Annotated in this window: 27 protein-coding genes; 13 read left to right on the top strand and 14 right to left on the bottom strand. The window is 72.3% G+C overall.

The features are described from left to right. Positions 1-56: 56 nt before the first annotated feature. A complete protein-coding gene (cls, locus tag IFY26_RS01130) occupies positions 57-1,523 on the bottom strand; it encodes a cardiolipin synthase (RefSeq protein WP_232547167.1) in 1,467 nt (488 codons plus the stop codon). A 210-nt stretch (positions 1,524-1,733) separates the two neighbouring features. Here cls and IFY26_RS01125 point away from each other — a divergent pair, with 210 nt between their 5' ends. After that, positions 1,734-1,880, top strand: coding sequence for a hypothetical protein (locus IFY26_RS01125; RefSeq protein ID WP_232547166.1), 147 nt, complete (start codon positions 1,734-1,736; stop codon positions 1,878-1,880). Positions 1,881-1,949: 69 nt separating this feature from the next. Here the strand turns inward: IFY26_RS01125 and argF are convergent, their stop codons facing one another. Beyond that, entirely contained in the window at positions 1,950-2,951 is a 1,002-nt protein-coding gene (gene argF / locus IFY26_RS01120; protein WP_232547165.1) for an ornithine carbamoyltransferase, read from the bottom strand. A gap of 94 nt (positions 2,952-3,045) precedes the next feature. On the opposite strand from argF, the gene IFY26_RS01115 reads away from it, so the two are divergent. The 4 genes from IFY26_RS01115 to IFY26_RS01100 are packed head-to-tail and all read left to right on the top strand — an operon-like array spanning position 3,046 to position 6,061. After that, positions 3,046-3,429 (top strand): phage holin family protein, encoded by a 384-nt coding sequence (locus IFY26_RS01115; protein ID WP_416046537.1) that lies wholly within the window; start codon positions 3,046-3,048, stop codon positions 3,427-3,429. Continuing rightward, on the top strand, positions 3,429-3,908 hold the full coding sequence (locus IFY26_RS01110; protein WP_269778957.1) for a low molecular weight protein-tyrosine-phosphatase: 480 nt from the start codon (positions 3,429-3,431) through the stop codon (positions 3,906-3,908). The genes IFY26_RS01115 and IFY26_RS01110 overlap by 1 nt, the downstream gene beginning before the upstream one ends. Positions 3,909-3,918: 10 nt before the next feature. Further along, the gene (locus tag IFY26_RS01105; RefSeq protein ID WP_232547163.1) at positions 3,919-4,623 is read left to right on the top strand and encodes a response regulator transcription factor; all 705 of its coding nucleotides are present in this window, start codon (positions 3,919-3,921) and stop codon (positions 4,621-4,623) included. A gap of 22 nt (positions 4,624-4,645) precedes the next feature. Beyond that, positions 4,646-6,061, top strand: a complete 1,416-nt coding sequence (locus IFY26_RS01100; RefSeq protein ID WP_232547162.1) for a sensor histidine kinase — start codon at positions 4,646-4,648, stop codon at positions 6,059-6,061. A 16-nt stretch (positions 6,062-6,077) separates the two neighbouring features. Here IFY26_RS01100 and IFY26_RS01095 read toward each other — a convergent pair whose 3' ends face one another. Both IFY26_RS01095 and IFY26_RS01090 read right to left on the bottom strand, forming a co-directional pair. Then, on the bottom strand, positions 6,078-6,701 hold the full coding sequence (locus tag IFY26_RS01095) for a response regulator (protein WP_232547161.1): 624 nt from the start codon (positions 6,699-6,701) through the stop codon (positions 6,078-6,080). Further along, a complete protein-coding gene (locus IFY26_RS01090; protein WP_232547160.1) occupies positions 6,698-7,921 on the bottom strand; it encodes a sensor histidine kinase in 1,224 nt (407 codons plus the stop codon). The genes IFY26_RS01095 and IFY26_RS01090 overlap by 4 nt, the downstream gene beginning before the upstream one ends. Positions 7,922-8,006: 85 nt before the next feature. Between IFY26_RS01090 and IFY26_RS01085 the strand changes: the two genes are divergently transcribed. Next, the gene (locus IFY26_RS01085) at positions 8,007-9,344 is read left to right on the top strand and encodes an MATE family efflux transporter (RefSeq protein WP_232547159.1); all 1,338 of its coding nucleotides are present in this window, start codon (positions 8,007-8,009) and stop codon (positions 9,342-9,344) included. 129 nt (positions 9,345-9,473) lie between these two features. Then, positions 9,474-10,457, top strand: coding sequence for a LacI family DNA-binding transcriptional regulator (locus IFY26_RS01080; RefSeq protein ID WP_232547158.1), 984 nt, complete (start codon positions 9,474-9,476; stop codon positions 10,455-10,457). A gap of 65 nt (positions 10,458-10,522) precedes the next feature. On the opposite strand, the gene IFY26_RS01075 is transcribed toward IFY26_RS01080, so the two are convergent. Continuing rightward, positions 10,523-10,726: a cold-shock protein gene (locus IFY26_RS01075; RefSeq protein WP_232547157.1), complete on the bottom strand. Its 204-nt coding sequence runs from the start codon at positions 10,724-10,726 to the stop codon at positions 10,523-10,525. A gap of 349 nt (positions 10,727-11,075) precedes the next feature. Between IFY26_RS01075 and IFY26_RS01070 the strand changes: the two genes are divergently transcribed. The 3 genes from IFY26_RS01070 (at position 11,076) to IFY26_RS01060 (ending at position 14,444) form a co-directional block, all read left to right on the top strand. Further along, a complete protein-coding gene (locus IFY26_RS01070) occupies positions 11,076-12,659 on the top strand; it encodes a M23 family metallopeptidase (protein WP_232547156.1) in 1,584 nt (527 codons plus the stop codon). Positions 12,660-12,695: 36 nt separating this feature from the next. Next, positions 12,696-12,944 (top strand): hypothetical protein, encoded by a 249-nt coding sequence (locus tag IFY26_RS01065; protein ID WP_232547155.1) that lies wholly within the window; start codon positions 12,696-12,698, stop codon positions 12,942-12,944. Positions 12,945-13,037: 93 nt separating this feature from the next. Next, the gene (locus IFY26_RS01060) at positions 13,038-14,444 is read left to right on the top strand and encodes a sodium:proton antiporter (RefSeq protein WP_232547154.1); all 1,407 of its coding nucleotides are present in this window, start codon (positions 13,038-13,040) and stop codon (positions 14,442-14,444) included. On the opposite strand, the gene IFY26_RS01055 is transcribed toward IFY26_RS01060, so the two are convergent. The 6 genes from IFY26_RS01055 to rpsF all read right to left on the bottom strand — a co-directional run bounded on the left by IFY26_RS01055 (position 14,435) and on the right by rpsF (position 18,117). Further along, on the bottom strand, positions 14,435-15,385 hold the full coding sequence (locus IFY26_RS01055; RefSeq protein ID WP_232547153.1) for a DUF4349 domain-containing protein: 951 nt from the start codon (positions 15,383-15,385) through the stop codon (positions 14,435-14,437). The genes IFY26_RS01060 and IFY26_RS01055 overlap by 10 nt on opposite strands. Before the next feature lie 91 nt (positions 15,386-15,476). Continuing rightward, positions 15,477-16,304 (bottom strand): DUF3152 domain-containing protein, encoded by an 828-nt coding sequence (locus tag IFY26_RS01050; RefSeq protein ID WP_232547152.1) that lies wholly within the window; start codon positions 16,302-16,304, stop codon positions 15,477-15,479. Between the two features lie 77 nt (positions 16,305-16,381). Then, complete coding sequence (gene rplI, locus IFY26_RS01045) at positions 16,382-16,828, bottom strand: 50S ribosomal protein L9 (protein WP_232547151.1); 447 nt, start codon at positions 16,826-16,828, stop codon at positions 16,382-16,384. Positions 16,829-16,843: 15 nt separating this feature from the next. Continuing rightward, positions 16,844-17,080: a 30S ribosomal protein S18 gene (gene rpsR / locus IFY26_RS01040; protein ID WP_232547150.1), complete on the bottom strand. Its 237-nt coding sequence runs from the start codon at positions 17,078-17,080 to the stop codon at positions 16,844-16,846. Positions 17,081-17,177: 97 nt separating this feature from the next. Then, positions 17,178-17,720 (bottom strand): single-stranded DNA-binding protein, encoded by a 543-nt coding sequence (locus IFY26_RS01035; protein ID WP_232547149.1) that lies wholly within the window; start codon positions 17,718-17,720, stop codon positions 17,178-17,180. 103 nt (positions 17,721-17,823) lie between these two features. Then, positions 17,824-18,117 (bottom strand): 30S ribosomal protein S6, encoded by a 294-nt coding sequence (gene rpsF / locus IFY26_RS01030; RefSeq protein ID WP_232547148.1) that lies wholly within the window; start codon positions 18,115-18,117, stop codon positions 17,824-17,826. A 210-nt stretch (positions 18,118-18,327) separates the two neighbouring features. Between rpsF and IFY26_RS01025 the strand changes: the two genes are divergently transcribed. Genes IFY26_RS01025 through IFY26_RS01015 form a run of 3 tightly spaced genes read left to right on the top strand, consistent with a single transcriptional unit; the run spans position 18,328 to position 21,794 of the window. After that, positions 18,328-19,677, top strand: a complete 1,350-nt coding sequence (locus IFY26_RS01025; protein ID WP_232547147.1) for a M20 family metallopeptidase — start codon at positions 18,328-18,330, stop codon at positions 19,675-19,677. Between the two features lie 46 nt (positions 19,678-19,723). Continuing rightward, entirely contained in the window at positions 19,724-21,355 is a 1,632-nt protein-coding gene (locus IFY26_RS01020; RefSeq protein ID WP_232547146.1) for an AbgT family transporter, read from the top strand. A 40-nt stretch (positions 21,356-21,395) separates the two neighbouring features. Beyond that, positions 21,396-21,794 (top strand): globin, encoded by a 399-nt coding sequence (locus IFY26_RS01015; protein ID WP_269778955.1) that lies wholly within the window; start codon positions 21,396-21,398, stop codon positions 21,792-21,794. Positions 21,795-22,176: 382 nt separating this feature from the next. On the opposite strand, the gene IFY26_RS01010 is transcribed toward IFY26_RS01015, so the two are convergent. From IFY26_RS01010 to IFY26_RS01000, 3 genes are read right to left on the bottom strand one after another with little or no spacing between them, the layout of a single operon-like run. Next, the gene (locus IFY26_RS01010; RefSeq protein ID WP_232547144.1) at positions 22,177-22,947 is read right to left on the bottom strand and encodes a hypothetical protein; all 771 of its coding nucleotides are present in this window, start codon (positions 22,945-22,947) and stop codon (positions 22,177-22,179) included. Then, the gene (locus IFY26_RS01005) at positions 22,940-23,500 is read right to left on the bottom strand and encodes an RNA polymerase sigma factor (RefSeq protein WP_232547143.1); all 561 of its coding nucleotides are present in this window, start codon (positions 23,498-23,500) and stop codon (positions 22,940-22,942) included. Before IFY26_RS01005 ends, IFY26_RS01010 begins: the two co-directional genes overlap by 8 nt. 27 nt (positions 23,501-23,527) lie before the next feature. Further along, positions 23,528-25,336 carry an AMP-dependent synthetase/ligase gene (locus tag IFY26_RS01000; protein ID WP_232547142.1) on the bottom strand — a complete coding sequence of 603 codons (1,809 nt, stop codon included), beginning with the start codon at positions 25,334-25,336 and terminating at the stop codon, positions 23,528-23,530. Between the last annotated feature and the right edge of the window lie 57 nt (positions 25,337-25,393).

Below are 25,393 nucleotides of genomic sequence, written 5' to 3'. Positions count from 1 at the left end.
CACCAGTCATGGTCCGCCGCTGGCCACCCCTCGCCGTGACGTGGCGCACCCCGGCCTCACTGCAGCGCCGACGTCAGCCGGAAGACCGAATCGAGGTACCGCTGGTGCCACGGACGCTCGTCCCACGCCTCGCTAGTCAGCTCGATGCACTCCTCGCGGTACTCCGCCGCGATGCGCTGCAGCTCGTCCACCATGTCGCCCCCGTAGCCCAACAGGCTGATCTCGTAGTTGAGGCCGAACGAGCGCATGTCCATGTTCGACGACCCGACGACGCCGACCAGGTCGTCGACCGTGAAGAACTTGGCGTGCAGCACCGCCGGCTTCGGGTAGCGGTAAATGCGCACGCCCGCGTTCAGCAGCGCCCGGTAGTACGACGACTGCGCGTGGTCGACCATGAACTGGTCCGCCTGCTCGCTGACGAACAACTCCACCTGGACGCCCCGCATCGCCGTCGTCGTGATGGCGTTCAGCAGTGACTCGTCCGGCACGAAGTACGGGCTGCAGATCGTCAACCGCTCCTGGGCCAGGTGCATCAGGTTCACGAACAACCGCAGGTTCGGCTCGGTCTCGAACCCGGGGCCCGACGGTACGAGCTGGAACAGGTTCACCGGGCCCCCCACCGGCCGGTCCCCGATGTCGACGTGGCGCTCCGGCGTCGCCTGGTGGGTCTCGGTGTACCAGTCGACGGCGAACACCGCATCCAGCGCCGCGACGATCTCCCCGCTCAGCTCGACGGTCACCTCGTGCCAGTGCCGCCCGAGCTTCTGGTTCTTCCGGACAAGGTAGCTGGAGTCAATCATGTTGAGACTGCCCATGTGCCCCTCGCGGCCGTCCACGACGACGAGTTTGCGGTGGTTGCGCAGATCCGGGCGCCGCCAGCGTCCCCGCCAGGGCTGCAACGGCAGCATGAGGTGGGCGTCGATGCCGGCCGCGTGCAGGCGGGGCAGGAGCTGGCGGAAGCCGGGGTACTTGCGCGACCCGATGTGGTCGAGCAACAGCTTCACCCGGACGCCGCGGGCGGCCGCCGCCGCGCAGGCGGTGAAGAACGGGTCGGTCGTCGCGTCCCACGCGACGATGTAGATCTCGATGTGCACGTAGTGCTCGGCCCGTTCGACCGACGCCGTCATGCGCGCGATCGACTCCGCGTAGTCGCTGCTCAGGCCGCGATTCACCGAGGTCACCGCAGGCAGCGCGGTGAGCCGCCGGTTGAGATGGATCAACGACTCGAGCTCCACCGGCACGTCCACCCCCGCGGGCACGTCGGGCAGGTGGTCGGTGCGCGCCGCCATGAGTTGGTTCGCCTCGCGCTGGATCTCATGGCGTCGCCCGTTGATGAACGGGCTGCCGAGCAGGAAGAACAACGGCAGGCCGACCGCGGGGAGGAGCAGGATCAGCAGCAGCCACGCGTTGGACGACGACGGCCGCCGATTCTCCGGGACGACGCCGATCGCCCAGATCTTGATGAGGTACTCGGCCACCAGGAACACGGTCGCGGCGATCGTCGGGCCATCCCACGTCTGCACAGGGTCCATCATGACGGGCGACGGGGCGCCGCGGGGCGGGCCTTCGCGGGGCGAGTGGCGGTCCGCAGCGTCCCCACGCCCCACAGCTCACCCGAAAGGGTGGATTTGGCGGCGCGTCTGCCCGCATCCGCGGGCAGACGGCCACCAAGGGTGCCATGCTCGCGCCACCGGACAACCGTCCGGGAAAGGGCAACAGGAAGGAGCGAACTGATGGTTTCGCTGGGCGTCATCCTGCTCATCATCGGTCTGTTGGTGGACACCGGATTCCCGTTGACCACGATCGGCATCATCCTCATCGTCGTGGGGTTGATCCTCAACCTGGTTCCGATCGGCGGCAACCGCATCCGGGTCTTCTAGCGACCCCGACCCTTTCCCCCAGCAACGAGCGAGGCCCTCCGGCCTCGCTCGTCTGCGTTGCGGGGGGGGTCAGCAGCCCGACAGCGTGGCGACCAGCACGGCCTTGATGGAGTGAAGCCGGTTCTCGGCCTGCTCGAACACCAGGGACGCCTCCGAGTTGAACACCTCGTCGGAGACCTCCAGCTCCCGCATCCCCGTCAGATCGTGCACGATGCGCGCCGTGGAGGTGTTGAGGTCGTGGAAGGCCGGCAGGCAGTGCATGAACTTGGCCTCCGGCTTGCCGGTGGCCTCCATCACCTGGCGGGTCACCCGGTAGGGCGCCAACATGCGGCACCGCTCCGCCCAGACGCCCTTCGGCTCCCCCATCGACACCCACACGTCCGTGTGGACGAAGTCGGCGCCCTCGACGCCGTGCGCCACATCGTCGGTCACGGTGACGCGTCCCCCGGTCATGGACGCGATCTCCCGCGCCCCCGACACCAACCGCGGGTCGGGCTGGAAGGCCGCGGGGGCGACGAGCCGGACGTCCATGCCCATCATCGCGCCCATCACCAGCATCGAGTTGCCCATGTTGAACCGGGCGTCGCCGAGGTAGGCGAAGGCGATGTCGCTCCCGGGGCGTCCGGCCGATTCCACCATCGTGAACGCGTCGCACAGCGACTGGGTGGGGTGCCACTCGTCGGTCAGGCCGTTCCACACCGGCACGGAGCTGAACTCGGCCAGCGTCTCCACCGTGTCCTGGCTGTTTCCCCGGAACTCGATGCCGTCGTACATGCGGCTGAGCACGCAGGCGGTGTCCGCCGCGGACTCCTTGGCGCCGATGTGGGACCCCGCGGGGTCGAGGTACGTCGTGAAGGCCCCCTGGTGCCGGGCCGCGACCTCGAACGCCGCCCGCGTGCGCGTGGAGGCCTTCTCGAAGATCAGCGCCAGGTTCTTGCCCGCCAACCGCTGCCGCTCGGTGCCGGAACGGCGCTCGGCCTTCAGCTGCCGCGTCAACGCGACGAGCTGGTTCCACTCGTCCGGGGTGAAATCCACCTCCTTGAGGAAGTGGCGTCCGGCCAGGTCGATCACGGCGGGGCCTCTCTGTGGTGCCGGGGGGTCATCGGGGGCACCGGGGCCTGCGCCCCGGAGCCGCCATTGTTGCGCACATGGGAGGATGGGGGCCGTGATCATTCGTTTCCTGGTCAGCGCCCTGTCGCTGGGCCTCGCCACCTGGGTGCTGGACGGCATCTGGCTCGACGTCACCGACCGGCCGGCCGACGCCGTGCTCACCATCCTCATCGTGGCTGCCATCTTCGGGCTCGTGAACGCGCTGGTGAAGCCGCTCTTCGTGTTCGTCACCTCCCCCCTGCTGCTGATCACGCTCGGGCTGTTCCTCCTCGTCATCAACGCCGCGCTGCTCATGCTGACGAGTTGGGTGTGCGCCCAGATCGGCGTCGGGTGGGGTGTCACCGGCTTCTGGTCGGCGTTCTGGGGCGCCGTGATCGTGTCGGTGGTGAGCTTCATCCTCAACTCGTTCGTCGGCAACCGCGGGGAGCGGCACACCTGATGGCCCGCGACATCGAGGTCGTCTTCGTCTGCTGGGGCAACATCTGCCGCTCACCCATGGCGGAGCGGATGGCGCAGACGGCGGCCCGCGCCGAGGGTCTCGAGGGCGTCCGCTTCACCTCGGCCGGTGTGAGCTCCGAGGAGCTGGGCAACCCCATCGACCCGCGCGCCCGCGCCGTGCTCACGCGCCACGGTCACGACGCCGAGGGCCACCGCGCCCACCGCATCACCGCCGAGGAGATCGCGGGGGCCGACCTCGTGATCGGCCTGGAGCAGATCCACCTCGACCGCATGCGCCGCATCGCCCCGGACGCCGACCAGCTCGCCCTGCTCACCGACTTCGACCCGGACGCCGAGCCCGGCTCCGGCGTCGACGACCCGTGGTACGGCGGGCCCGAGGGGTTCGACACCACCATGGCCGCCATCGAGGCGGCCCTGCCCGGCGTGCTTGCGAAGGTGCGCGAGCTCCAGCACCGTTAGGATGACGCCCATGCACATCCTCGTGGTGGATGACGACCAAGCCGTGCGGGATTCGCTGAAGCGATCCCTGCAGTACAGCGGCTACGAGGTCGCGTCCGCATCCGACGGGGTCGAGGCGCTGGCCCACCTCTCCACACACCGCGCCGATGCGGTGATCATGGACGTGATGATGCCGCGCCTCGACGGCCTCGAGACCACCCGGATGCTGCGCGGCCAGGGCAACGATGTGCCGATTCTCGTGCTGACGGCGCGCGACGCCGTCGGCGACCGCGTCGACGGCCTGGACGCCGGCGCCGACGACTACATGGCCAAGCCCTTCGCGCTCGACGAGCTGATGGCCCGCCTCCGCGCCCTCACGCGGCGCTCGCGTCCGGAGAACGAGGAGCCGGGCACGGCGCCGGCGTCCAGCCAGGTGCTGACGTTCGAGGACCTGCGGCTCGACCTGGGCAGCCGCGAGGTGACGCGCGGCGAGGCGCGCGTGTCCCTCACCCGCACGGAGTTCGCCCTGCTGCAGACGTTCCTCGAGCACCCTCGCCGCGTGCTCGAGCGCTCGTGGCTCCTCAACGAGGTGTGGGGCTACGACTTCCCGACCACCGCGAACTCGCTCGAGGTCTACATCGGCTACCTGCGGCGCAAGACCGAGGTGAACGGCGGTTCCCGGCTCATCCACACCGTCCGCGGCATCGGCTACGTGCTGCGCGAGACGGCGCCGTGAGCGCGGCCCCACCGTGATCCGGTTGCGCCGGCTCTTCAGCAACGCCCACCGCCCCCTGCAACAGCGCCTCGCCCTCCTCATCGCGTCCGCCGTGGCGGGGGCCGTGGCCACCACCGCCGTCGCCGCCTACTTCCTCACCCTCCTGACCGTCTACGACCAGCTCGACAACGAGCTCGTCGACGTCGCCTCGATCTTCTCCGGGCGTCTGGTGGAGGACCTGGAGAACATGGGCGGCATCGATCCGGCAGCCCTGCAGGCCGCGAACACCACCATCGTGCTCGTCCGTGCCGACAATCACGTCATCACCGGGCCCGGCGGGCAGACCACGCTGGAGCCCGGCGCCGACGAGCTGGCCATCGCCCGTACGGGCATGGGCTGGTCGTCGCGGACCGGGCCCAACACTGCCGGAGCGCCCATGCGGATCGTGGCCGTCCCCCTCGTGGACGCCGGCGTCCAGTACGCCCTCGTGCTCGGCCGCCCGCTCGACCCGACGCTGGCGATCCTGCGCACCACGGGGTTCGCGTTGGTGCTGTTCGGCGGGCTCGGCGCCACCGTGGCCGCACTCTCCGGTTACGGCATCGCCAAGTCCGGCATCCAGCCCATCCGCAAGTTGTCGGACGCCGTGGCCTCCATCGCCGCGACCAACAAGCTCACCCCCATCGAGATCCAGGGCGACGACGAGGTGGCCGATCTCGGCCGCTCGTTCAACCGGATGCTCAAGGCCCTCGACAGCTCGCGCGAGCGCCAGCGACGGCTCATCGCGGACGCCGGCCACGAACTCCGCACGCCCCTGACCTCGATGCGCACCAACGTCGAACTGCTGGTGGCCGACGAGCGCCAGGGCATGCTCCCCGAGGGCGCCCGGGCCGACATCCTGCGCGACGTCGCCGGGCAGCTCGGGGAGTTCACCACGCTGGTGGGTGACCTCGTGCAGCTTTCCCGCGAGGAGACCGTGCAGGCCGCACCCGAACCCGTCGACCTGCGCGACGTGGTCGAGAACGCCCTCGAACGCGTCCGGCGCCGCGGGCCGGGCATCACGTGGGACGTCGAGCTCGACCCCCTCTACCTGATGGGCGAGCCCGACGCGCTCGAGCGGGCCGTGACCAACCTGCTCGACAACGCGGTGAAGTTCTCCCCGCCCGGAGGCACCATCCACGTCCACCTCGAGGGCGACCGCCTCCGCGTCTCCGACCAGGGCCCGGGCATCGCCGAGGAGGACCTGCCCCACGTGTTCGAACGCTTCTACCGCTCCCAGCACGCCCGCACCACGCCCGGCTCGGGCCTCGGGTTGTCGATCGTCGCCCAGACCATCCAGGCGCACGGCGGCTGGGTGAAGGCCGGCCGCTCGGCCGAGGGTGGGGCGGAGTTCGTCGCCCGCTTCCCCGGCAGCCCCACACCGCCGGCGGTGGAGCCGGCCGAGGAGGCGGCGTCCGAGTAGTCGGGGTGACCGACGCTCAGCCGAGCAGGCCGTGGTGCCGCGCGGCCGCGACGGCGGCGGTGCGGGAGTCCGCGTCGAGCTTGCCGAAGGCGTGGACGAGATGGGTCTTGACCGTGCCCTCGGAGATGAACAGGCGCCGGGCGATCTCCTTGTTCGCCAAGCCGTCGGCCACCAGGCGGAGCACGTCGATCTCCCGGGCACTCAGCTGCGGGACGCCGCGGGCCATCCGGTCGACGACGCGGCCCTCCAGTTCGGGGCTGAGCACAAGGCGTCCGGCGGCGGCGTCCGCGATGCCGCGCACGATGGCCGCGGGCTCGGCGTCCTTCAGCAGGTAGCCGGCCGCGCCGGCCAGCACGGCGCGCGCGATGTCGGAGTCGTTGTCGTAGGTGGTGAGGATCAACACGGCCGGGCCCGGGCCGGGGCCCTTCCGCAGCGCCGCCGTCACCCCGACGCCGTCGAGTCCCTCGCCGAGGCGCAGGTCGCACAGGACGACGTCGGGCGTGTGCGCGGCGACCAGCGCCAGCGCCTCCTCCCCGGACGCCGCCGCCCCCACCACGCTCAGGCCGGGTTCGGACGCGAGCAGCGCCTGCAGCCCCGAGCGCACCACGGGGTGGTCGTCGACCACGAGCACCCGGATCACGGCCGCGTCCCCTGTCCGGAGGGCAGGGCATCCCCCGGCAATGGCAGGTGCGCCGAGACGGCCGTGCCGCCGCCCGGCTCGCTCTCGATCGCCAGGCCACCGCCCAGCTCGACGAGGCGCTCGCGCAGCGCCCGGAGGCCGTAGCCCCCCTCGAGGGTGGCCGCACCCAGCCGGGTCGGGTCGAACCCGACGCCGTCGTCGACGACGTCGAGCCGGACGGTCTCGCCGCTGCGGCTCAGCTCGACGGCGACGCGTCCCGGGCGGGCGTGGGCGCGGACGTTCGCCAGCGCCCCCTGCGCCACGCGCAGGAGGGCGACCTCGGTGGCGGTGCCGAGGCGAGGCAGGTCGGGGTCGATGGTCACCGACGCGGTCGCGCCGACGGCGTCCGCCGCCTCGCCGGCCAGCCGACGCAAGGGGGCCGCCAGGCCACCCGCGCTCGTCTCCTCGGGGGCCAGGGCGTAGACGACGCGGCGGGCGTCGGCGAGGTTCTGCGACGCGGTGGCCTCGATGCGCTCGATCAGAGCGGCGGTGCGGGCGGCGTCCGGCTCCCGCCCGGCCGCGCGGGCCAGCAGGATCACCGAGCTGAACCCCTGGGCCAGGGTGTCGTGGATGTCGTGGGCGAGGCGCGCCCGCTCGGCCTGGACGCCGGCCTCGCGCTGCGCGGCCGCCGTCGCCTCCTGCGCCACGAGCACCTCACCGACGAGCCGGCGGTGCTCGGCGGCCTCGTGTTCGAAGCGCAGGACGCCGCGCGCGATGCCGAGCGCCACGAGGGCGCCGATGACCGGGCCGAGGACGGCGGCGGGCGCGTCGTTGCCGGCCATGGCCAGCGCAGTGACGATGGCGGCGAGCGTCACGGCCGTGAGCAGGAGGGCGCCCAGCAGTGGCAGGACGGCCGCCGCCAGCAGCCACAGGGGGAACGCCACCCACAGGTACTCGGGGGCGTGCAGGATCAGCCAGGTAACGCCGGCGAACAGCACGGCCACCCACACGGCGCGGCCGCGGGCGCCAAGGCGCCCGTGCCCGGCGAAGCCGACCGCGAACACGGCCAGCACCGCGCCGGACGCGGCCACCACCGGCCAGCTGGCCCCGCGGCCGGCCGCCAACGCCGTGGCCAGCACGAGCAGGCCGACGAACAGCACGGCCTGGCCGAGCCGCAGCCACCACGCCGCCGACCAGGCCGGGGCGGCCGGGGCGGCGTCGGAGGAGGTGGGCCGGGTCACACGGCCACGGTAGCCGGGGCCTGCGTGCGCGCGCCGCCCTGCCGCGCGCAACCCTCCTTCGGTAGAGGTCCTACCCTTGGGCACCGTGCCCGATCCCGCCGCCCCGCCCCCACCGATGGGCACCCCCCGCGCCCATCGCCGCGAGGTGCTGGCCCTGGCCGTGCCGGCGTTCGCCACGCTGGTCGCCGAGCCGCTGCTCCTGCTGGCCGACACGGCCATCGTCGGCCACCTCGGCACCGCGGAGCTCGCCGGGCTCGGCATCGCCGGCAGCCTCATGGGGCTGCTGACCGGGTTGTGCGTGTTCCTCGCCTACGCGACCACGGCGACCGTGGCCCGCCGGCTCGGCGCCGGCGACCACCGCGGGGCGCTGGCAGGCGGCATCGACGGCATGGCGCTCGCCGCGCTGATCGGCGCAGCGCTGACGCTGGCGCTCCAACTGGGCCTGGACGCCGTCGTCGGCCTCTACGGCGCCCCGCCCGCCGTGGCGCTGCAGGCGGTGGCCTACCTGCGCGTCGTGACCTTCGCGTTCCCGTTCCTGCTCATCATGCTGGCCGCCACCGGCGTGCTCCGCGGGCTGCAGGACACGCGGACGCCGCTGGTGGTGGTCGTCGCGCTCAACCTCACCAACGTGGCCCTCACGCTCACGTTCGTCCACGGCTTCGGGTTCGGCATCCGCGGTGCGGCGTGGGGCACCCTGCTCGCGCAGTCGGCGGCGTCGCTGCTGTTGGCGGGCGTGGTCGTTCGCGGCGCCCGGCGGTCGGGCGTCCCGCTGCAGGTGCGTGGGGCGGGCGTCCTGCGGGCGGCCCGGTCGGGAGGCTGGCTGGTGGTGCGGACGCTCGCGCTGCAGGCGTCCGTGACCGTGACGACCGTGATCGCCACCCGCATGGGCACGACCACGCTCGCCGCCCACCAGGTGGTGAATTCTCTGTGGGTGTTTCTCGCGTTTGCCCTCGACGCCATCGCGATTGCGGCCCAAGCCATCATCGGCCGGTGGCTCGGGGCCGGGGACGCCTCGGCCGTCCGCGTTCTCACCGCGATGATGGTGCGCTGGGGCGTCGGGTTCGGGGTGCTGCTGGGGTTGGCGCTGGCCGCGGCGAGCCCGTGGCTGGGGGTGCTTTTCAGCCCCGACCCCACCGTCGTGGCCCTCGTGGCCCGCACCGCGCTCGTGCTCGCGGCGCTGCTGCCGCTGGCGGGGCTGGTCTACGTGCTCGACGGCGTCCTGATCGGCGCCGGGGACACCCGCTACCTCGCGCTGGCCGGCCTGGCGGTCACGGTCGTGTACGTGCCCCTCGCCCTGGCGGTGGACGCCGCGGGCGCCGGCCTGGTGTGGCTGTGGGTGGCCTACGGAGTGTCGATGCTCGGCCGCGGTGTCGCGCTGGGCGTCCGGGCCCGGGGCGTCGCCTGGCAGCGGCTCGGCGTGTGAGGTGGCCGGCGACACGTGTGGCCCCAGGACGGCGGGGTCGAGTTGCCCGCCGAGTCCTGCGTCCGCTGGCCCGGGGTCGAGCGACGCGCTACGCTCCGCCTGAATCGTCACACCTCCGGGAGGCTTGCCATGGTTGAGCGCCGCGTCACCGTGAAGGACGTGGCCAAGCGCGCCGGGGTCTCCCAGGCCACGGTCAGCTACGTCCTCAACGAGACCGCCGGGCAGACCATCACCCCAGCCACGCAGGAGCGCGTCCGCGAAGCCGCCCGCGACCTCGGCTACACCCCGTCGCGCACCGCACGCGCCCTGCGCTCGGGCCGCTCCGATCTCGTCCTGCTCCTGCTGCCGGACGCCCCCGTCGGCGAGAACCTGGCCCGCATGACCGAGCGCTTCACCGACGCCATGGACGCCCACGGCTTCCTGGCTGTCTCGCGGCGCAAGCGCACCGGGCAGGACATGGGGCACCTCGTCGCCGAGATCGGCCCCGCCGCCGTGCTGTGCCTGGGCGAGCTCGGCCCGGAGGACGAGGGCTGGGCGTCGGCACCGTCCCTGCCGATCGTGCTGCTCGGTGAGGGGCCCGGCGGGGCCCTGGGCGAAACCTCCTACGCGCACGACGCGATGGCGATGCGGCAGGTGGACCACCTGGCCGACGCGGGCCACCGGCGCATCGGCTTCGCCCGGCCCCGCTCGGCCCAGTTCACCGTGTACGCCGAGCCGCGCGCCGAGGGCGTCCGACGGCGCTGTGCCGAACGCGGGCTGGCCGAGCCCGTCGAGGTGGAGCTCGGGCTCACCGGTGAGGACGCCGTCGCGGCCGTCGCGGCGTTGCGCGGGGCGGGCGTCACGGGCGTGGCGGCCTACAACGACGAGTACGCGATCGCGGTGCTGGCAGGGCTGCGGCTGAGCGGGCTCACGGCCCCGACCGATCTCGCGGTGATCGGGATCGACAACATTCCCCTGGCGGCGCTCACCCATCCGCCGTTGACCAGTGTCGCGCTCGACCTCAACTCGGGGATCGACCGGGCCACCGCCGCCATCCTGACGGGGCTCGGCATCCCCACCGATCCGCCGCCGCCCAGCGATCCCTTCCGGGTCGTGGTGCGGGCCTCCGCCTGAGACGACCGGCCCGAGAATGCGGAACGCCGCGGCCCCACGGGCCGCGGCGTTCTTCTGAGGTCAGCTCAGAGGGGCGTGATGTTGCTGGCCTGAAGCCCCTTCGCACCCTGCTCGGTGTCGAACTCCACCTTGTCACCCTCGTTGAGCGAGCGGAAGCCGCGCGAGTTGATGGCGGTGAAGTGCGCGAAGACGTCGGCCGAGCCGTCGTCGGGGGAGATGAAGCCGTAGCCCTTGTCCGGGTTGAACCACTTCACGGTTCCGGTTGCCATGGATCCTGCTTTCGTTGTGTTGCGTGACTCCCCATGGGACAGGGGGTCCAGGATGAGCTCGACGCTGAAGCACACACGTGCGGCCAAACATCAACCTGCCAAGAGTCTACACCGCCGGGCACCCCGCTCCGTGCGATTTCGCGGCTAGCCAACGGCCAGTTCCACCCCTCCGGGCGGACGGGCCCCCGGCCGAACCCCCTCCCAGCCCGCCTCGGCAGGGTCCGAGGGCCGCGGAAGATTGAATTGCGTCCCCCTCGGGGGACTGGACTTCTGGGGCCCGGTGAGGGAAGCTTCGAGCAGCAGTTCCGTCCGGGGCCTTCCCCCCCGCCCGGCCTAGCCCAAGGAAGCCATGTCACGCGTTCACGCTCGCTCACGGCGAGAAGTGCCACCCCGGCGCGTCGCTGCTGTTCGCCCTGCTCTCGCCGTCTCCGTCATCGCCGCGTCCAGCCTTCTGCTGGCGCCCCTGGCCGCTGCGGCCACCGGGACCCCCTCGGTGGCGGCGCCGGCGCCGCGTCCGGTGGCTGAGCGTGCCACCCCCGGCACGTCGAGCACGCCGTTGCGGGCCAGCTACGCCGAGGTCGACTCCTACGCCGCACAGCTCCTGGCCTCCCAACGCGCCCTGCCGCTGACGGGTGGTTCGGGCGACCTGAGCATGGCCGACGGCTTCGTGGCCACGGGCGCGAGCGGGCTGCCGCGGCCCGCCGGGATGCTGCTGGGAGGCGTGCCGTCGCTGAGCGTGTTCGACCCGACGACCGGGACGCTGCTCACCGGTGATGCCGCCGCCCGGTACTTCGGTACCGCCAACCCGTTGGCCCTGGCCCGCTACATGTCCCCGGTGCCCGGGCCGATCACCTCGGCCTACGGCATGCGGTTCCACCCCATCCTGAAGTACTCCCGCATGCACAACGGCTCGGACATGACCGCCGCCTGCGGCACCCCCGTCGTCGCCATGGCCGACGGCACGGTGACGCGCTCGGCGTCCGCCGGCGGTTACGGCAACCTCGTCGAGATCGACCACGGCACGGTGGACGAGGACCGTCTCACCACGCGCTATGCCCACCTGTCGGTGCTCGGCGCCGCGGTGGGTGACCGCGTCACGCGCGGGCAGGTGATCGGCCTCTCTGGCACCACCGGGCTGTCCACCGCCTGCCACCTGCACTTCGAGGTGCTCATCAACGGGCACTTCGTCGACCCCGCCGGTGTGCTCGCGGGCGCCCCGCACGCGCAGCTGATGGGCATGGCGCGCCGCTCGGTGCCCACCACCGCCACCCTGACGCAGCTCCCGACCACGCGGGTCACCCCGCCGAGGGCGCCGTCCAGCTCGCTGCCCACGCCGGTCGTGACGCCGCAGCCGGCCGCCCCGGTGCCGGCCCCGGGAGCGGACGTGACGCCCGATCCCGCCACCCCCACCCCCACGCCCGACCCGGGCGCGCCGGTGACGCCCAGCCCCACGCCGACGCCCACGCCCGATCCGGCGCAGCCGGGCGACCCATTGCCGCCATGCCCCCCGGAACCCACGCCCACCGATCCCGCGCCTCCGACCGATCCCGCCGACCCGGGTGCCCCCGGTGAGAACGTCCCGGCGCCGCAGCCCACCTGCACGCCGGTCCCGGATCCCTCCGGTGAGCCGACCCCGCCCACCGACGGCTCAACGCCGACGCCGGACCCGACTCCCGAGCCCACGCCGGAGCCGACGCCGGACCCGACTCCCGAGCCCACGCCGGAGCCGACGCCGGAGCCCAGCCCCGACCCGACCCCGACGCCCTCGGCGTCGCCGAGCTCGGACGCCTCCGCTGCTCCGGTGACTCCGACCGCCCTCGCACCGGCCTTGCGGAGTGCCTCCGCGAGCCCCTCTGCCACCGCCACCCCGTCCAACTCGGCGACCCCGACCGCGTCGGCCACGCCGACCGCCTCGGCCACCCCCACGCCGTAGCCGGGTCGACGGGGGCGCCCGGGCTAGGATTCGGGCATGCCCGAGACCCGCAAGCACCACCCGGTGGCGCGCGACGACCTGGATCGCGCGATCCAGGCTGCGCTCGGTGAGAACCCGCGCCCGTTCACGCCCGGTGAGGATCCCACGGCCCCGCCACCCGGCAGCGAGCCGGAGGCGTTCCGCCCGGGTCACCTGCCGCCGACGTCCGCGCTCGGCTCGTTCACGTTTGCCCCGCTCGAGTCGCCCACCGGGGCGGCGGCTGCCAAGGACGACCCGGCGACGTAACGGCCCTGTTGCAGGCCGCGGAACGGGCCGCGGCGGCGTCCGTGCCCTGCCAGACTTGCTCCATCGCACCCCTACGCGAGGAGACCCGGCATCATGGTCGTCGAATGGTGGAGCATCATCCCGTTCGCGCTGCTGCTCGCGGCCATCGCCATCCTGCCGCTGGTGCCGGCCACCGAGCACGTGTGGGAGCGCAACACGACGAAGCTGACGGTGGCGCTCGTGCTCGCCCTCCCCGTCGCCGCCTGGTTCGTGCTGGCCGGTCACGGCACCGAGATCGCCCACGCGCTGGTGGAGTACGTGCAGTTCATCACCCTGCTCCTCGCCCTGTTCGTCGTGTCGGGCGGCATCTTCCTGCTCGGCGACATCCGCGCCACCCCACGCAACAACACCCTCTTCCTGGCGGTCGGCGCCGTGCTCGCGTCCTTCATCGGGACGACGGGGGCGGCGATGCTGCTGATCCGGCCGCTGCTGAACACGAACCGCGAGCGGGCCCACCGTATCCACACCGTCGTGTTCACCATTCTCATCGTGGCGAACTGCGGCGGGCTGTTGACGCCGCTCGGTGACCCGCCGCTGTTCCTGGGGTTCCTACGCGGCGTCCCCTTCACCTGGACCCTCTCCCTGTTCCCCGAGTGGCTCTTCGTCAACGGACTGCTGCTGCTCACCTACTACGCCCTCGACCGCCGTGAGTACGCCCGCGAGACCCCCGAGGCCCTCGCGTGGGACGCCAGCGCGCAGCGTCCGCTGGGCATCGCCGGGGGCCTGAACTTCGCCTTCTTCGCCCTGATCATCGTGGCGGTGGCGTTCGTGCCGTCGGTCGACCTGCACGCCATCGACGCCGGCCACGCCGCCTGGACGGCATGGGTGCCGTGGCGCGAGTTGATGTTCCTGACAGCGGCGGCCCTCTCGTTCGTGCTCGGCGACTCCGACGTGCGGTTCCGGCTCAATCAATTCACCTGGGGCCCCATCGGCGAGGTCGCCGCCCTGTTCGTCGGCATCTTCGTCACGATGGTGCCCGCCCTGATCTACCTCGCTCAGGTCGCGCCGTCGCTGCCGCTGAACCGGGTGACGTTCTTCGTGTTCTCCGGCGGGCTCTCGGCGGTGCTCGACAACGCGCCCACCTATGCCACCTTCTTCGAGATGGCCGCCCAGCTGCCTGGGGAGCCGCGCGTCGCCGACGTGCCCGAGGCCTACCTGGTCGCCATCTCGCTGGGCGCCGTGCTGTGCGGGGCGATCACCTACATCGGCAACGGCCCGAACTTCATGACGAAGTCCGTGGCGGACGCCGCCGGCGTCCGGATGCCGAGCTTCGCCGGCTACGTGCGCTGGACGTTCGTCTTCCTCGTCCCCACCCTGACCGCGCTCGTGTGCCTGTTCATCGCCGAGGGCCTCGTGTGGCGCATCGTCGGCGTGGTGCTGACCTTGGCGCTCGTGGCCCGGGCTGTCTGGGTGGCCCGGAGCCACCAGCCGCCCGAGGCCGTCGCGTCGCCTCAGCCCTGAGTGACGGAGCTGGCCCCGGATGTCTCTCCCGACGCCTCGGCCTCCCCGGGTGCGGTGGCGGCGGCAGCGGCGTCCCGGCGCGTCCGGCGGCGGCGTACGAACCAGACCACCGGCGCCGCGATGAGCAGCGCCACCACCGCGAACGGCAGCAGCGCGCCGACGACGACGAGCAGCAGCCGGGCGGAGGCGCCGAGGGCGTCCCAGCCACCGAGCAGGCCGGCCCACAGCGGGTTGGCCGACGCCGTGGCGGGGGCGGTGAGCGCCACGTCGACGCTGGCCCGCTGCGTGATCGACGCGTAGTACGCCTGCTGGGAGCGCAGCACCTCAAGCTCCGACTGGCGGCTGGCGAGCTCCTTCTCCACCGTCGCGATCTCCGCCACCGTGCCGGCCCGCTCCATCAGCGCCTCCACGCGGGCGATGGAGGCCTCGAGGCTCCGGATGCGGGCATCGACGTCAACGACCATGTCGGTCACGTCGGCGGCCAGGATCGATCGGTTCAGCAGGGTGCCGACCGTGGCGAGGTCGTCGAGGGTGGCGTCCAAGGCGTCGGCGGGCACCGACAGCGTCAGGTGGGCCTCACTCGGCCGCGTGCCGTCCTGCTGCATGCCGAGGTACTCACTGGCGATCCAGCCGGAGCGGTGGGCCGCGATGTCGCGGACGCGCTGCGCCGCGGCCGCCGCGTCCGGCGTCGCCACGGTGACGGACGCCGACCGCGCCACTTGCCGCTGGGCACGCTCGTCCCCGGCCCCGACGGGTGCCCCGCCGCTGCCCTCCTCGGCGCCGGACGCGTCGGCGGCGTCGCCGGGATACACCTCGCCGACACTCGGTAGCGCCGGCTGGGAGGCGGCGGTGTCGGTGCCTGCCGGGCTCGAACAACCGGCAAGCAGCATCAGGGCGGCGGCCAGGGCGCCGAGGGCCCGGGGCAGTGGCAAGGTGTCCATGACTGCCCCACGCGCCACCCGCCCGGTTCGTGGCGGCCGGTGCGGTCACGAATCGGTCACGAGTCGGGCACGGGCGCTGCCACGGGGTGGGTCAGGTGAGGTGGGGCCAGGCGTTCGGGAGGCAGCCGGCGAGGTCCTTCTCCTGCTCAGCCATCACCGGGGCGGGCTCGCCCGGCGTCGTGCAGAAGCCGACCGCCTGGCCCAGGAACAATCCGACCTGGTGATTGACGAGATAGGCGCGGTACTCGTCGAGGTTGTTGAAGGTCGGCACCATGTAGTGCCACCGGTCGCTGTTGAGCACGATGTGCTGGCCGACCGTGCAGCTCCACAGGCCCTCGGTCGCGGCATCCTCGCCGCACAGGGTGTCCGCAGTGGTCGGCGACGCGATCGTGACCACGAAGGCGAGGCCGGACGCCGCCGCGTCGCTCTGGGCGGTGGCGCCGGCCATCGGCGCCGACCCGAACGGCACGAGCCGGAAGTCGTTGCGGCCGAACCCGGCCCAGCCGCGCGGGTCGTCCAGCGCCGCCTGGACGGCGCGGGCCGCGGCGTCCGGGTCGATGTTCGTCCCGGTCTCGACCTGCAGGGCGTAGGCGTTCGTGGACTCCCCCGCCGTCACCGGGTCGATGGTGAGGCTCGCGCCCGCGAACTCACCGGTGGCCGTCACGTCGGAGCGGTACACCGTGGTGCGGGCCTCGTCGGGGATCGCGACGGGGGTGTAGGTCGGTGCCGGCGCCGGGGCGGGTGATACCGCGTCGGACGCCGCGCCACGCACCGCCTGGAGCCCGAACCCGGCCGCCACCAGCACTGCGGCCAACGCCGCCAGGCCCACCACGCGCTCGGTCGGCCCGATGACCGGGCCGCCGGCGTCGTGCGGACCTTCGTCCAGGGCCTCGACGTCGGGTTCGGGGGCGTCGGTCATGGCGTCAGGATAGGCGAACGCCGGCCGGATCCCGGGGATCCGACCGGCGTGCGCGGTGCGTTGCGTTGCTCGACGCCTCAGGCGGCGACGACCTTCACCGGCAGGTGCGCGGTGACGGCCTCGGTCAGCTTGACGCCGACCTTGTGCTCGCCGACCGTCTTGATCGGCTTGGCGATCTGCACGGCGCGCTTGTCGACGGCGGGGCCGCCGGCCTTCTTGATCGCGGCGGCCACGTCGGCGGCCGTGATCGCACCGAACAGCCGACCCTCGCCGGCGGCGCGGGCCGACAGCTCGACCGACAGGTCCTCGAGCTGACCGCGCAGCTCCAGGGCGTGGCTGTTGTCACGCACGGTGCGGGCCTCGCGGGCCCGGCTGATGCCCTCGATCTGCTTCTCGGCGCCGCGCGTCCAGCGGATCGCGTAGCCCCGGGGCAGGAGGTAGTTGCGGCCGTAGCCGTCCTTGACCTCGACGATGTCACCGGCGATGCCGAGGTGGTCGACGGCGGCAGTCAGGATGAGCTTCATGTCCGACGTCCTTTCTCAGCGAGCGGTCGACGCGTAGGGCAGCAGGGCCACCTCGCGCGCGTTCTTGATGGCGATGGCGACCTTGCGCTGCTCCTGCACGGAGAGGCCGGTCACGCGGCGGGCGCGGATCTTCCCGCGCTCGGAGATGAACTTCCGCAGGGTCGCGGTGTCCTTGTAGTCGACGTGTCCGATCTTGATCGACTTCGCCGGGGCGATCTTCTTCTTGTTCACAGGCTTACGCTGTGCAGCCATTGTGGTGCTCCTTCAAGCGAGCCCGGCACGGGGCCGGAATGACGTGGGTGTGGATGAACGGGTGGCCGACCGGACGCCGCGGCGTCCGAACCGCCGATCAGAACGGGGGCTCGTCGCTCTGCGCGCTGGCCCACGGGTCGTTCTGCGGCTGCTGGGGACGGTTGTTGCTGTAACCGCCGCCCCCGGAGCCACCCTGGCCCTGGCTGTTGTTGGACGACGACCAGGAGTCGCCGCCCCCACCGGAGCCGCCCTGGCTGTAGCCACCGCCGCCGCCACCGCTGGTGCGGTTGACCTTGGCCGTCGCGTAGCGCAGGGAGGGGCCGATCTCGTCGACGTCCACCTCGAACACCGTGCGGCGCTCGCCCTCGCGGGTCTCGTAGGAGCGGCTCTTCAGCCGGCCCTGCACGATCACCCGCATGCCCTTGGTGAGCGTCTCGGCCACGTTCTCGGCGGCCTGGCGCCACACAGCGCAGTTGAGGAACATGGCGTCGCCGTCCTTCCACTCGTTCGTCTGGCGATCGAACGTGCGGGGGGTGGACGCCACCGTGAAGTTGGCGACCGGAGCCCCGGACGGGGTGAAGCGCAGCTCAGGATCGGCGGTCAGATTGCCGACGAGCGTGATGGTGGTTTCGCCTGCCATGGATGTCTCCGAAATCGGTCGTGATGAGTGAGTTCTGGGTCAGTCTCGCAGGCCCCGCCGAGGCGGCGGTAGCGTCCGCGACCAACCCTGTGGAGAACTCGCGTCAGTGGTGCAGATCGGGGCGCAGCACCTTCGTGCGCATGATCTGCTCGTTCAGCGTGTACTGGCGATCGAGCTCCTTGACGACGTCCGGCTCGGCGGTCACGTTGATGACCGAGTAGACGCCTTCGGACTTCTTCTGGATGTCGTACGCCAGCCGGCGACGGCCCCAGTGCTCGATGTTGTCCACCGTGCCACCCGCGGCCTTCAGGCCTTCGAGCGGCTTCTCGACGACGCCGGCGACCTGGCGGTCATCGACGTCGGGGTGCACGATCACCATGATCTCGTAGGAACGCATACGTGTATCCCCACCTCCTCTGGTCTGGCGGCCACGGGGACTTCCCGGGGCAGGAGGGCATATGCCGATGCCTCCCGAAGGACGCACCAACGGCCCATGTTACTCCACGCTCCGGAGGGCGGGCCAATCGGCGCCCCACCACGTGACGCCGCCCCGGGTTCACATGATCGCAACACCCCGCGCACCCCGATCTGGCTAGGGTGCCTTTCCGTGAGTTCCCCCACGACGCCGAGCACCCCGTCCGCCTTCTACTCCGAGCAGACCGCCCGGGAGACCGAGGATCGACGCTGCGCCGCCGGCCGGCTCACGTCCGACTTCGCCGGCGCCCCCGAGGACGCCCACGCCGCACTTGAGCGCGCCGTCGCCGACGTCCACCCGGCCGTGGCCGAGCTGGCCGCCGCCCTGCACGCCGACCCCGAGACCGCGTTCGCCGAGCACCGCAGCGTCGCCCGGATCGCCGACCTGCTCGAGCGCGAGGGCCAGGCGGCCAGCGTGGGCGTCCACGGCCTCGACACCGCACTGCGGGCCGAGTTCACCGCTGGCGAGGGCGGGCGGACCGTGGCGCTGCTCGCCGAGTACGACGCCCTGCCCGAGATCGGCCACGCCTGCGGCCACAACGTCATCGCCGGGGCGGCCGTGGGTGCGTTCCTGGCGCTGCGGCGGCTCGCCGAGGCCCACCCGGACGCCGTCCGTGGCCGCGTCGTGCTGCTCGGCACGCCGGCCGAGGAGGGCCACACCGGCAAGGAGTACCTCGCCCGCGAGGGCGCCTTCGACGGGCTCGACGCCGCGATCATGCTGCATCCCTACGGCTACGACCTGGCCGACCAGGCCTGGCTCGGACGCCGCACCGCCCGGCTCACGTTCACCGGGGTGACGGCCCACGCCTCCGCCGAGCCGTTCATGGGCCGCAACGCGCTGGACGCCGCCACGCTCTTCTACACCGGGCTCGGGTTGCTGCGGCAGCAGATGCTGCCGGTGGACCGCGTCCACGCCGTCATCACCGACGGTGGCACGCGGCCGTCCATCATCCCCGAGACGGCCTCGCTGCAGCTCTACGTTCGCTCCAAGTACACCGAGAGCCTCGTCGATCTGTCCGCCCGCGTCAACGACCTCGCGCACGGCGCAGCGCTCATGGCCGGCGTGGGCGTCCAGCTCGAATGGGACTCCCACCCGCCCTCGCTCCCCGTCCGCAGCAACGGCCCGCTCACCGGGCGGTGGGCCCAAGCCCAGGCGCGGCGCGGACGCCAGGCGCTGCCGTTCGGCGTCGTGCCCGAGACGCTCGCCGCGTCCACCGATTTCGGCAACGTGAGCCTGCGCGTCCCCGGCATCCACCCGCTGCTCAAGATCGCCGACTCCTCGGTCGCCCTCCACACCCGCGCGTTCGCCGACGCCGCCGGCTCGGACGCCGCGCAGGACGCCGTGGCCGACGGCGCCTACGGGCTCGCTGCGACCGCGCTGGACTTCCTCACCGACGACGCCCTGGCCGCCGCCGTGGCCGAGGACTTCGCCGCCGCAGGTGGTGTCGTCGACGTCGAGCACCTGTTCGACGACCTGACCTGAGCCCCATCCGTCCCCCCTGATCCCCCCACCGACCGAGGAGGCCCCCATGACCCACGGCACCGTCGAGAAGCGCGCGCTCAGCGACCGCTTCCTCTCCGGGCTCGAGGCGGCAGGCAACAAGCTGCCGCAGCCCTTCAACCTGTTCCTGTGGCTGTTCGGCATCGTCGGCGTCGTCGGCACGATCGCGGCGTGGGCGGGCGTGAGCGTCCAGGTGCCCGGGGCCGAGGAGGTCACGCCCGTCCGCGGGCTGTTCACCGGCGAGGGGCTGGCGTGGTTCACGGCCAACCTCGGGCCGAACTACCTCGGCTTCCCGCCGCTGGTCACAGTGCTGCCGATCCTGCTCGCCATCGGCATCGCGGAGAAGACCGGCTTCCTCTCCGCGGCGATCCGGGCGGCCATCGGCTCGGCGCCGCGCTGGCTGCTGCCCTACATGGTTGGCTTCCTCGGCGTCGTCGGCTCGATCATGGCCGACTCGGTGTTCGTCATCCTGCCGCCGCTGGCCGCGCTGGCGTTCGCGGCGGTCGGACGCCACCCCGTCGCCGGGCTGCTCGGCGGGTTCGCGGCGGCCGGCGCCGGCTACTCGACGTCGATCTTCCCGACCTCGCTGGATGCCCTGTTCGCCGGCATCACCAACGCGGTGCTGCCGACCGTCCCGACCGTCGAGGCTGCCGCCGCCCCGGTGAACCCCGTGTCGAACTACTACTTCAACATCGTCGCCGCCCTGCTGCTCAGCCTCATCGCCGGGTTCATCATCGACAAGGTGATCGAGCCGCGTCTCGTCCGCACCGGCGTCCCCACCACGCCGCAGGCGTCCGACCCGGGCGCGCCCACCACCCACACGATCGACGACGAGGGCAACGAGGTCGTCGTCGACACCGCGGCGGAGGTCAACCACGCCCTCACCGCCGACGAACGCCGCGGGCTGGTGATGGGCGGGCTCGCGGTCCTGGGCGTCGGCGTCGTGATGCTGGCCGCCACGCTGGTCCCGTTCTCCCCGTGGCGCAACGAGGCCGGCGGCTTCCTGCCGCGCTCGCCGCTGCTGAGCTCGATCGTGTTCATCGTGTTCACGCTCTTCGCCGTCGGCGGCTACGTCTACGGCCGCAGCGCGCGCACCATCGAGGGCTTCAACGACGTGCCGCGCCTGATGGGCCTGGCGTTGAAGGACATGATCCCGTTCCTGGTGCTCGCCTTCGTGATGGGCCAGTTCATCGCGCTGTTCAACTGGTCGGGCATCGGCTCGTGGATCGCCGTGGCTGGCGCGGACGGCCTCGAGGCCACCGGGCTCACCGGTTTCGGCGTCATCGTGCTGTTCATCCTGCTGTGCTCGCTGCTGAACCTGTTCATCATCTCCGGGTCGGCGATGTGGACAATCATGGCCGCGGTCTTCGTGCCCATGTTCGGGCTGGTGGGCTTCGAACCGGCGTTCGTGCAGGCCGCGTTCCGCATCGGCGACTCCGCCACCCAGGTCATCACACCCATGAACCCGTACATGATCGTGCTGCTCACCTACCTGCGGAGGTACACCCCGCAGGCCGGGTTCGGTTCGCTGATGTCGGGCATGGTCCCGTTCGTCGTGCCGTTCTGGTTGGGCTGGCTGGCCCTGCTGTTCGTCTTCTACTCCCTCGGCCTGCCGCTCGGGCCGGGCAATGACATCTTCATCGAGGAGTTGCGTCGTTGACGCGACCGCCGGCGGGGGTGGGAATGGGGCGTCTGCCACCATGGACGCCGTGACGGCATCGTTCTACGACCGGGTCGGCGGCCACGCGACCTTCGTGGCCCTCGTCGACCGCTTCTATGCCGGGGTGGCCGACGACCCGCCGCTGCGCGCGCTCTACCCGGAGGAGGACCTGGGCCCGGCCGCCGCCCGGCTGCGCATGTTCCTCGAGCAGTACTGGGGCGGCCCGAAGACCTATGGCGAGACCCGGGGCCACCCCCGTTTGCGGCTGCGCCACGGCCCGTTCGCCGTGACGCCCACCCAGCGGGACCGCTGGCTATTCCACATGCTGGCCGCCGTCGACAGCCTCGAACTGCCCGCGGCTGAGGACGCCGAACTCCGCGAATATTTGGTGCGCGCCGCGCACTTCCTGGTGAACACCCCGGACGACCCCGAAGCCTGAGCCACAGGCGTCCGGGGGCTGAGCCGCGGGCGTCCAAGGCTGCGCCGTAGGCGTCCTGGGCACGAGCCGTAGGCGTCCTGGGCACGGGCAGCGGGCGCGAGAGCCGTGAGCCGCCCACGTCCGGCGTACTTCGCTCCTGTTCCCTGGCCGGGCTCCCCGCACGGAGCCGCGCTCCTCGTCGTCCTGGGCCACTTCGCTCCCCGAACGTGGCGGTGCTCTCCGGACATAGCGCTGCTCTCATGCGCCAAGCACTTCGCTCCCCTGCCGTAGCAGGGCTCTTCGTGCACGAAGAGCCCCGCTACGGCCAAGGAGCGAAGTGATGTCCCCAGGGCGTGGGCCCCCGTGGGCGAGACCGGGCGCGGCGGACCAGTCGGGGCCGGCGTCAGGAGGAGGGGCAGCCGGGGGTGTCCATGGCGCGCAGGAGGGTGTCGGCGTCGTTGAAGCGGACGCCCACGGCGCAGCGCGGGTCGAAGCCCGGCACCTCGTGGATGGTCGCCCCGACGGGCAGGAATGTCGCGGTGCCGTCCGGCCAGGGGCCGGGCACCGTGCGCGTGCCGTCCTCGGAGATCTCGATGATCGAACACCGCACCTCACCCAGCACCGCCCCCAACCCGGCCACCGGCTCGTCCGCAGCCCACGCGTAGGTGCGCCCGTGCCACTCCAGCACGGCAACGAAGTCGACGATGCCCCCCACCGGTGGCCCCGCCGTCGGGCAGGCGACGGGTTCGGAGGCCCCGGTGTCGCCCGACGCGGTGACGTCGCCCTGCGATGCGTCCGCGGAATCCACCCCGGTGCCAGCGTCGTCGCTGGCCTCGGCGTCGTCCTGCGTCGGTGCACCCCCCGCGGCGACTGCGGATTCCGATCGGGCGGAGGAGTCCCCGGGCACCGCGCTGAAGCGGTCGCCCCCCTGCAGCAGGAACCCGGCGGGCACCACCAGCACGACGGCGGCGGCCGCGGCGGCGAGCAGGATGCGACGCCGGCGGCGGGCGCCCAGGTCGACCGGACGCACCGCTTGCGCCCGCAGGTCGTCCGGGTCGAGCGGAGCGGCGTCGACGTCGGCGGCCCGGGACGCCAACGCAGCGCGCAACGCCTCCTCGGCGCGGTCGGTCCCCCCGTCGCGGGCGTCGCCGACGAGCCGCAGGTGGTCAGGCATGGTCATCCTCCCCCAGGTGGGCGCGCAACCGGGCGAGCGCCCGGTGCACGTGTGAACGCGCGGTGGCCTCGGGGCAACCGAGGGCCGCGCCGATGTCGGCGAAGGTGGCGTCCGACCAATAGCGCAGCACCACGGCGGTGCGCTGGGCCGGCGGGAGTTCCCCGATGAGATCCCAGGCGACCTCGGCGTCGGTCACGGCCTCCTCCAGCGGACGCCCGTCGGCACGGACGTCCTCCGGCTCGGCGACCGGGACGAGGCGACCCCCCTTGCGCCACCGCGACACCGCGGCATTGGCGATCGAGCGGTGCACGTAGGCGTCCACCGAGCCCGCCGCCGCGACCTGCGCGTACCGCGGGAACAGCCCGACCAGTGCGTCCTGCACGGCGTCGCGGGCGTCCTCGGGGTGCCGCGTCACCAGGTAGGCGAAGCGCTGGAGCGCGACGGAGCGTTCCCGCACGTAGGCGTCGAACGTCTGCGGCTCAACCGCCCGCTCGTCGGGTTCCATGTCCCGGGCCACCTCCAGCGTCACACCCGTCCCACGCGTGCGGGCCACGCGGCGTTGCAGCGTGGTCGGGCGCGATCAGTCCTTCTTGCCCCGCACGTCCTGGACGCGGGCGTACATGTCCTCGATCAGCGCGGCGAAGCGCTCCTCGACCTGGCGGCGCTTCACCTTCAGGGTCGGGGTGAGCAGCCCGTTGTCCATCGTGAACTCGTCCCAGGCGACGCGCAGGTCCTTGATCTGCTCCTGCGAGGGCAGCCGCTCGGTGAGGACGGCGACGCGACGCTTGATCTCGGCGACGATCTCGGGCGCGTGAACGAGCTCGGCGGCGTCCGCGGCGGCGATCTGCAGCTGGGACGCCAGCTCCTCCAGCGCCGGCGGCGAGGGACGCACGAGCAGGGTGACGTAGGGCCGGTTGTTGCCCAGCACCACGGCGTGTTCGAACAACGGGTCGGCGAGGATCAGGCCCTCGATCGGAGCGGGGGCGATGTTCTTGCCGCCCGAGGTGACGATGATGTCCTTCAACCGGTCGGTGATGACGAGGTAACCGTCGGTGTCGACGTAGCCGACGTCGCCGGTGTGCAGCCAGCCCTCGTCGTCGACGGCCGCGGCGCTGGCGTCGGGGTTGTTCCAGTAGCCCCGCATGACGTTGGGGCCGCGGTACAGCACCTCGGACTCCTCACCGATGCGCACCTCCCCGCCGTCGATGATGCGCCCCACCGTGCCGAACTTGAACGCCGCCGGCGCGTTGAACGAGATCAGCGGGGAGGCCTCCGTGAGCCCGTAGCCCTGGCACAGCAGCATGCCGGCGGCACCGAAGAATTCCTCGATCTCCGGCCGCAGGGGGGCGCCGCCACAGGCCATGACCGTCTTGGGGCCGCCGAGGGCGTCGCGGATGGAGGTGAAGACCAGCTTGTCGGCGAGCCGCAGCTGGGCGCGCACCGAAGCCGAGGGGCGGCGTCCCTGCCGGAAGGCGTGCTGGGCGCGGACGCCCACGCCCATCGCCCACGCGAAGATCTTCTTCTTCGCCGGAGAGCCGGCCACCCGCTCGTGGACCGTCAGGAACACCTTCTCGTACAGGCGCGGCACCGAGACGAACATGGTGGGCCGGGCGATGACGAGCTGGTCGGCCACCGTGCGGGCATCCGCCACATAGGTATTGAGGCACCCCGACATGAGCACCTGGAACGTCCAGGCCCGCTCCAGGGCGTGGGAGAGCGGCAGGAAGGCCAGCGAGCTGTCCTCGGCCGTGATGGTGAAGAACGAGTCGAGCGCATCGAGCTCGTAGGTGAAGCCGGTGTGCGTCAGCGTGGCGCCGCGCGGGTCGCCCGTCGTGCCCGAGGTGTAGATGATCGAGGCGACGTCGTCGCCGGACGCGTCGGCCAGCCGCTGCGCGACCTCACCCTCGGCCGTGTCGGACGCCGGCGCCGCGAGGATGTCGGCCAAGGTCGTGACGCGCTCGTCCTCACTGTCGGCGTCCTCCATCGTCCACACGCCGCGCAGGTCGGGCAGGTCGTCCCACACCTCGGCGAGCCGGCCGAGCAGGCCGTCGTTCTCGACGACGCCGAACACCGCGCCCGAGTCGGCCAGGATGTGGCGCACCTGGTCGGGCGTGCTCGTCGGGTAGAGCGGCACGACGACGGCGCGGACGGTCAGGAGCGCCAGGTCGACGATCGACCACTCCGGCCGGTTGGTGCTGAACAGCGCGACGCGGTCGCCGGGTTGGACGCCGGCGTCCACCAGGTGCCGGGCGAGGCTGCGGACGCGCCGCTCGACGTCGGCATACGTGAGGGTCTGCCAGTCGTCCCCGCGCAGGATGCGCATCGCGGGTCGGCGACCGTGGCGGGCGTAGACCTCCGCCATGCGGACGGCAAGATGGGCCTGGTCCATGCGTGAACTCCCTTGTCGTGGCGCCGCGATCGCCCCCGCGGCCGCTCTCCCTGCCCG

The sequence above is a fragment of the Propioniciclava soli genome (genome assembly GCF_014858005.1).
In the GTDB taxonomy this organism is placed as follows: domain Bacteria; phylum Actinomycetota; class Actinomycetes; order Propionibacteriales; family Propionibacteriaceae; genus Propioniciclava; species Propioniciclava soli.
Note: the sequence above shows the minus strand (reverse complement) of the source record. Positions and strands in the feature narration are given on the sequence as shown.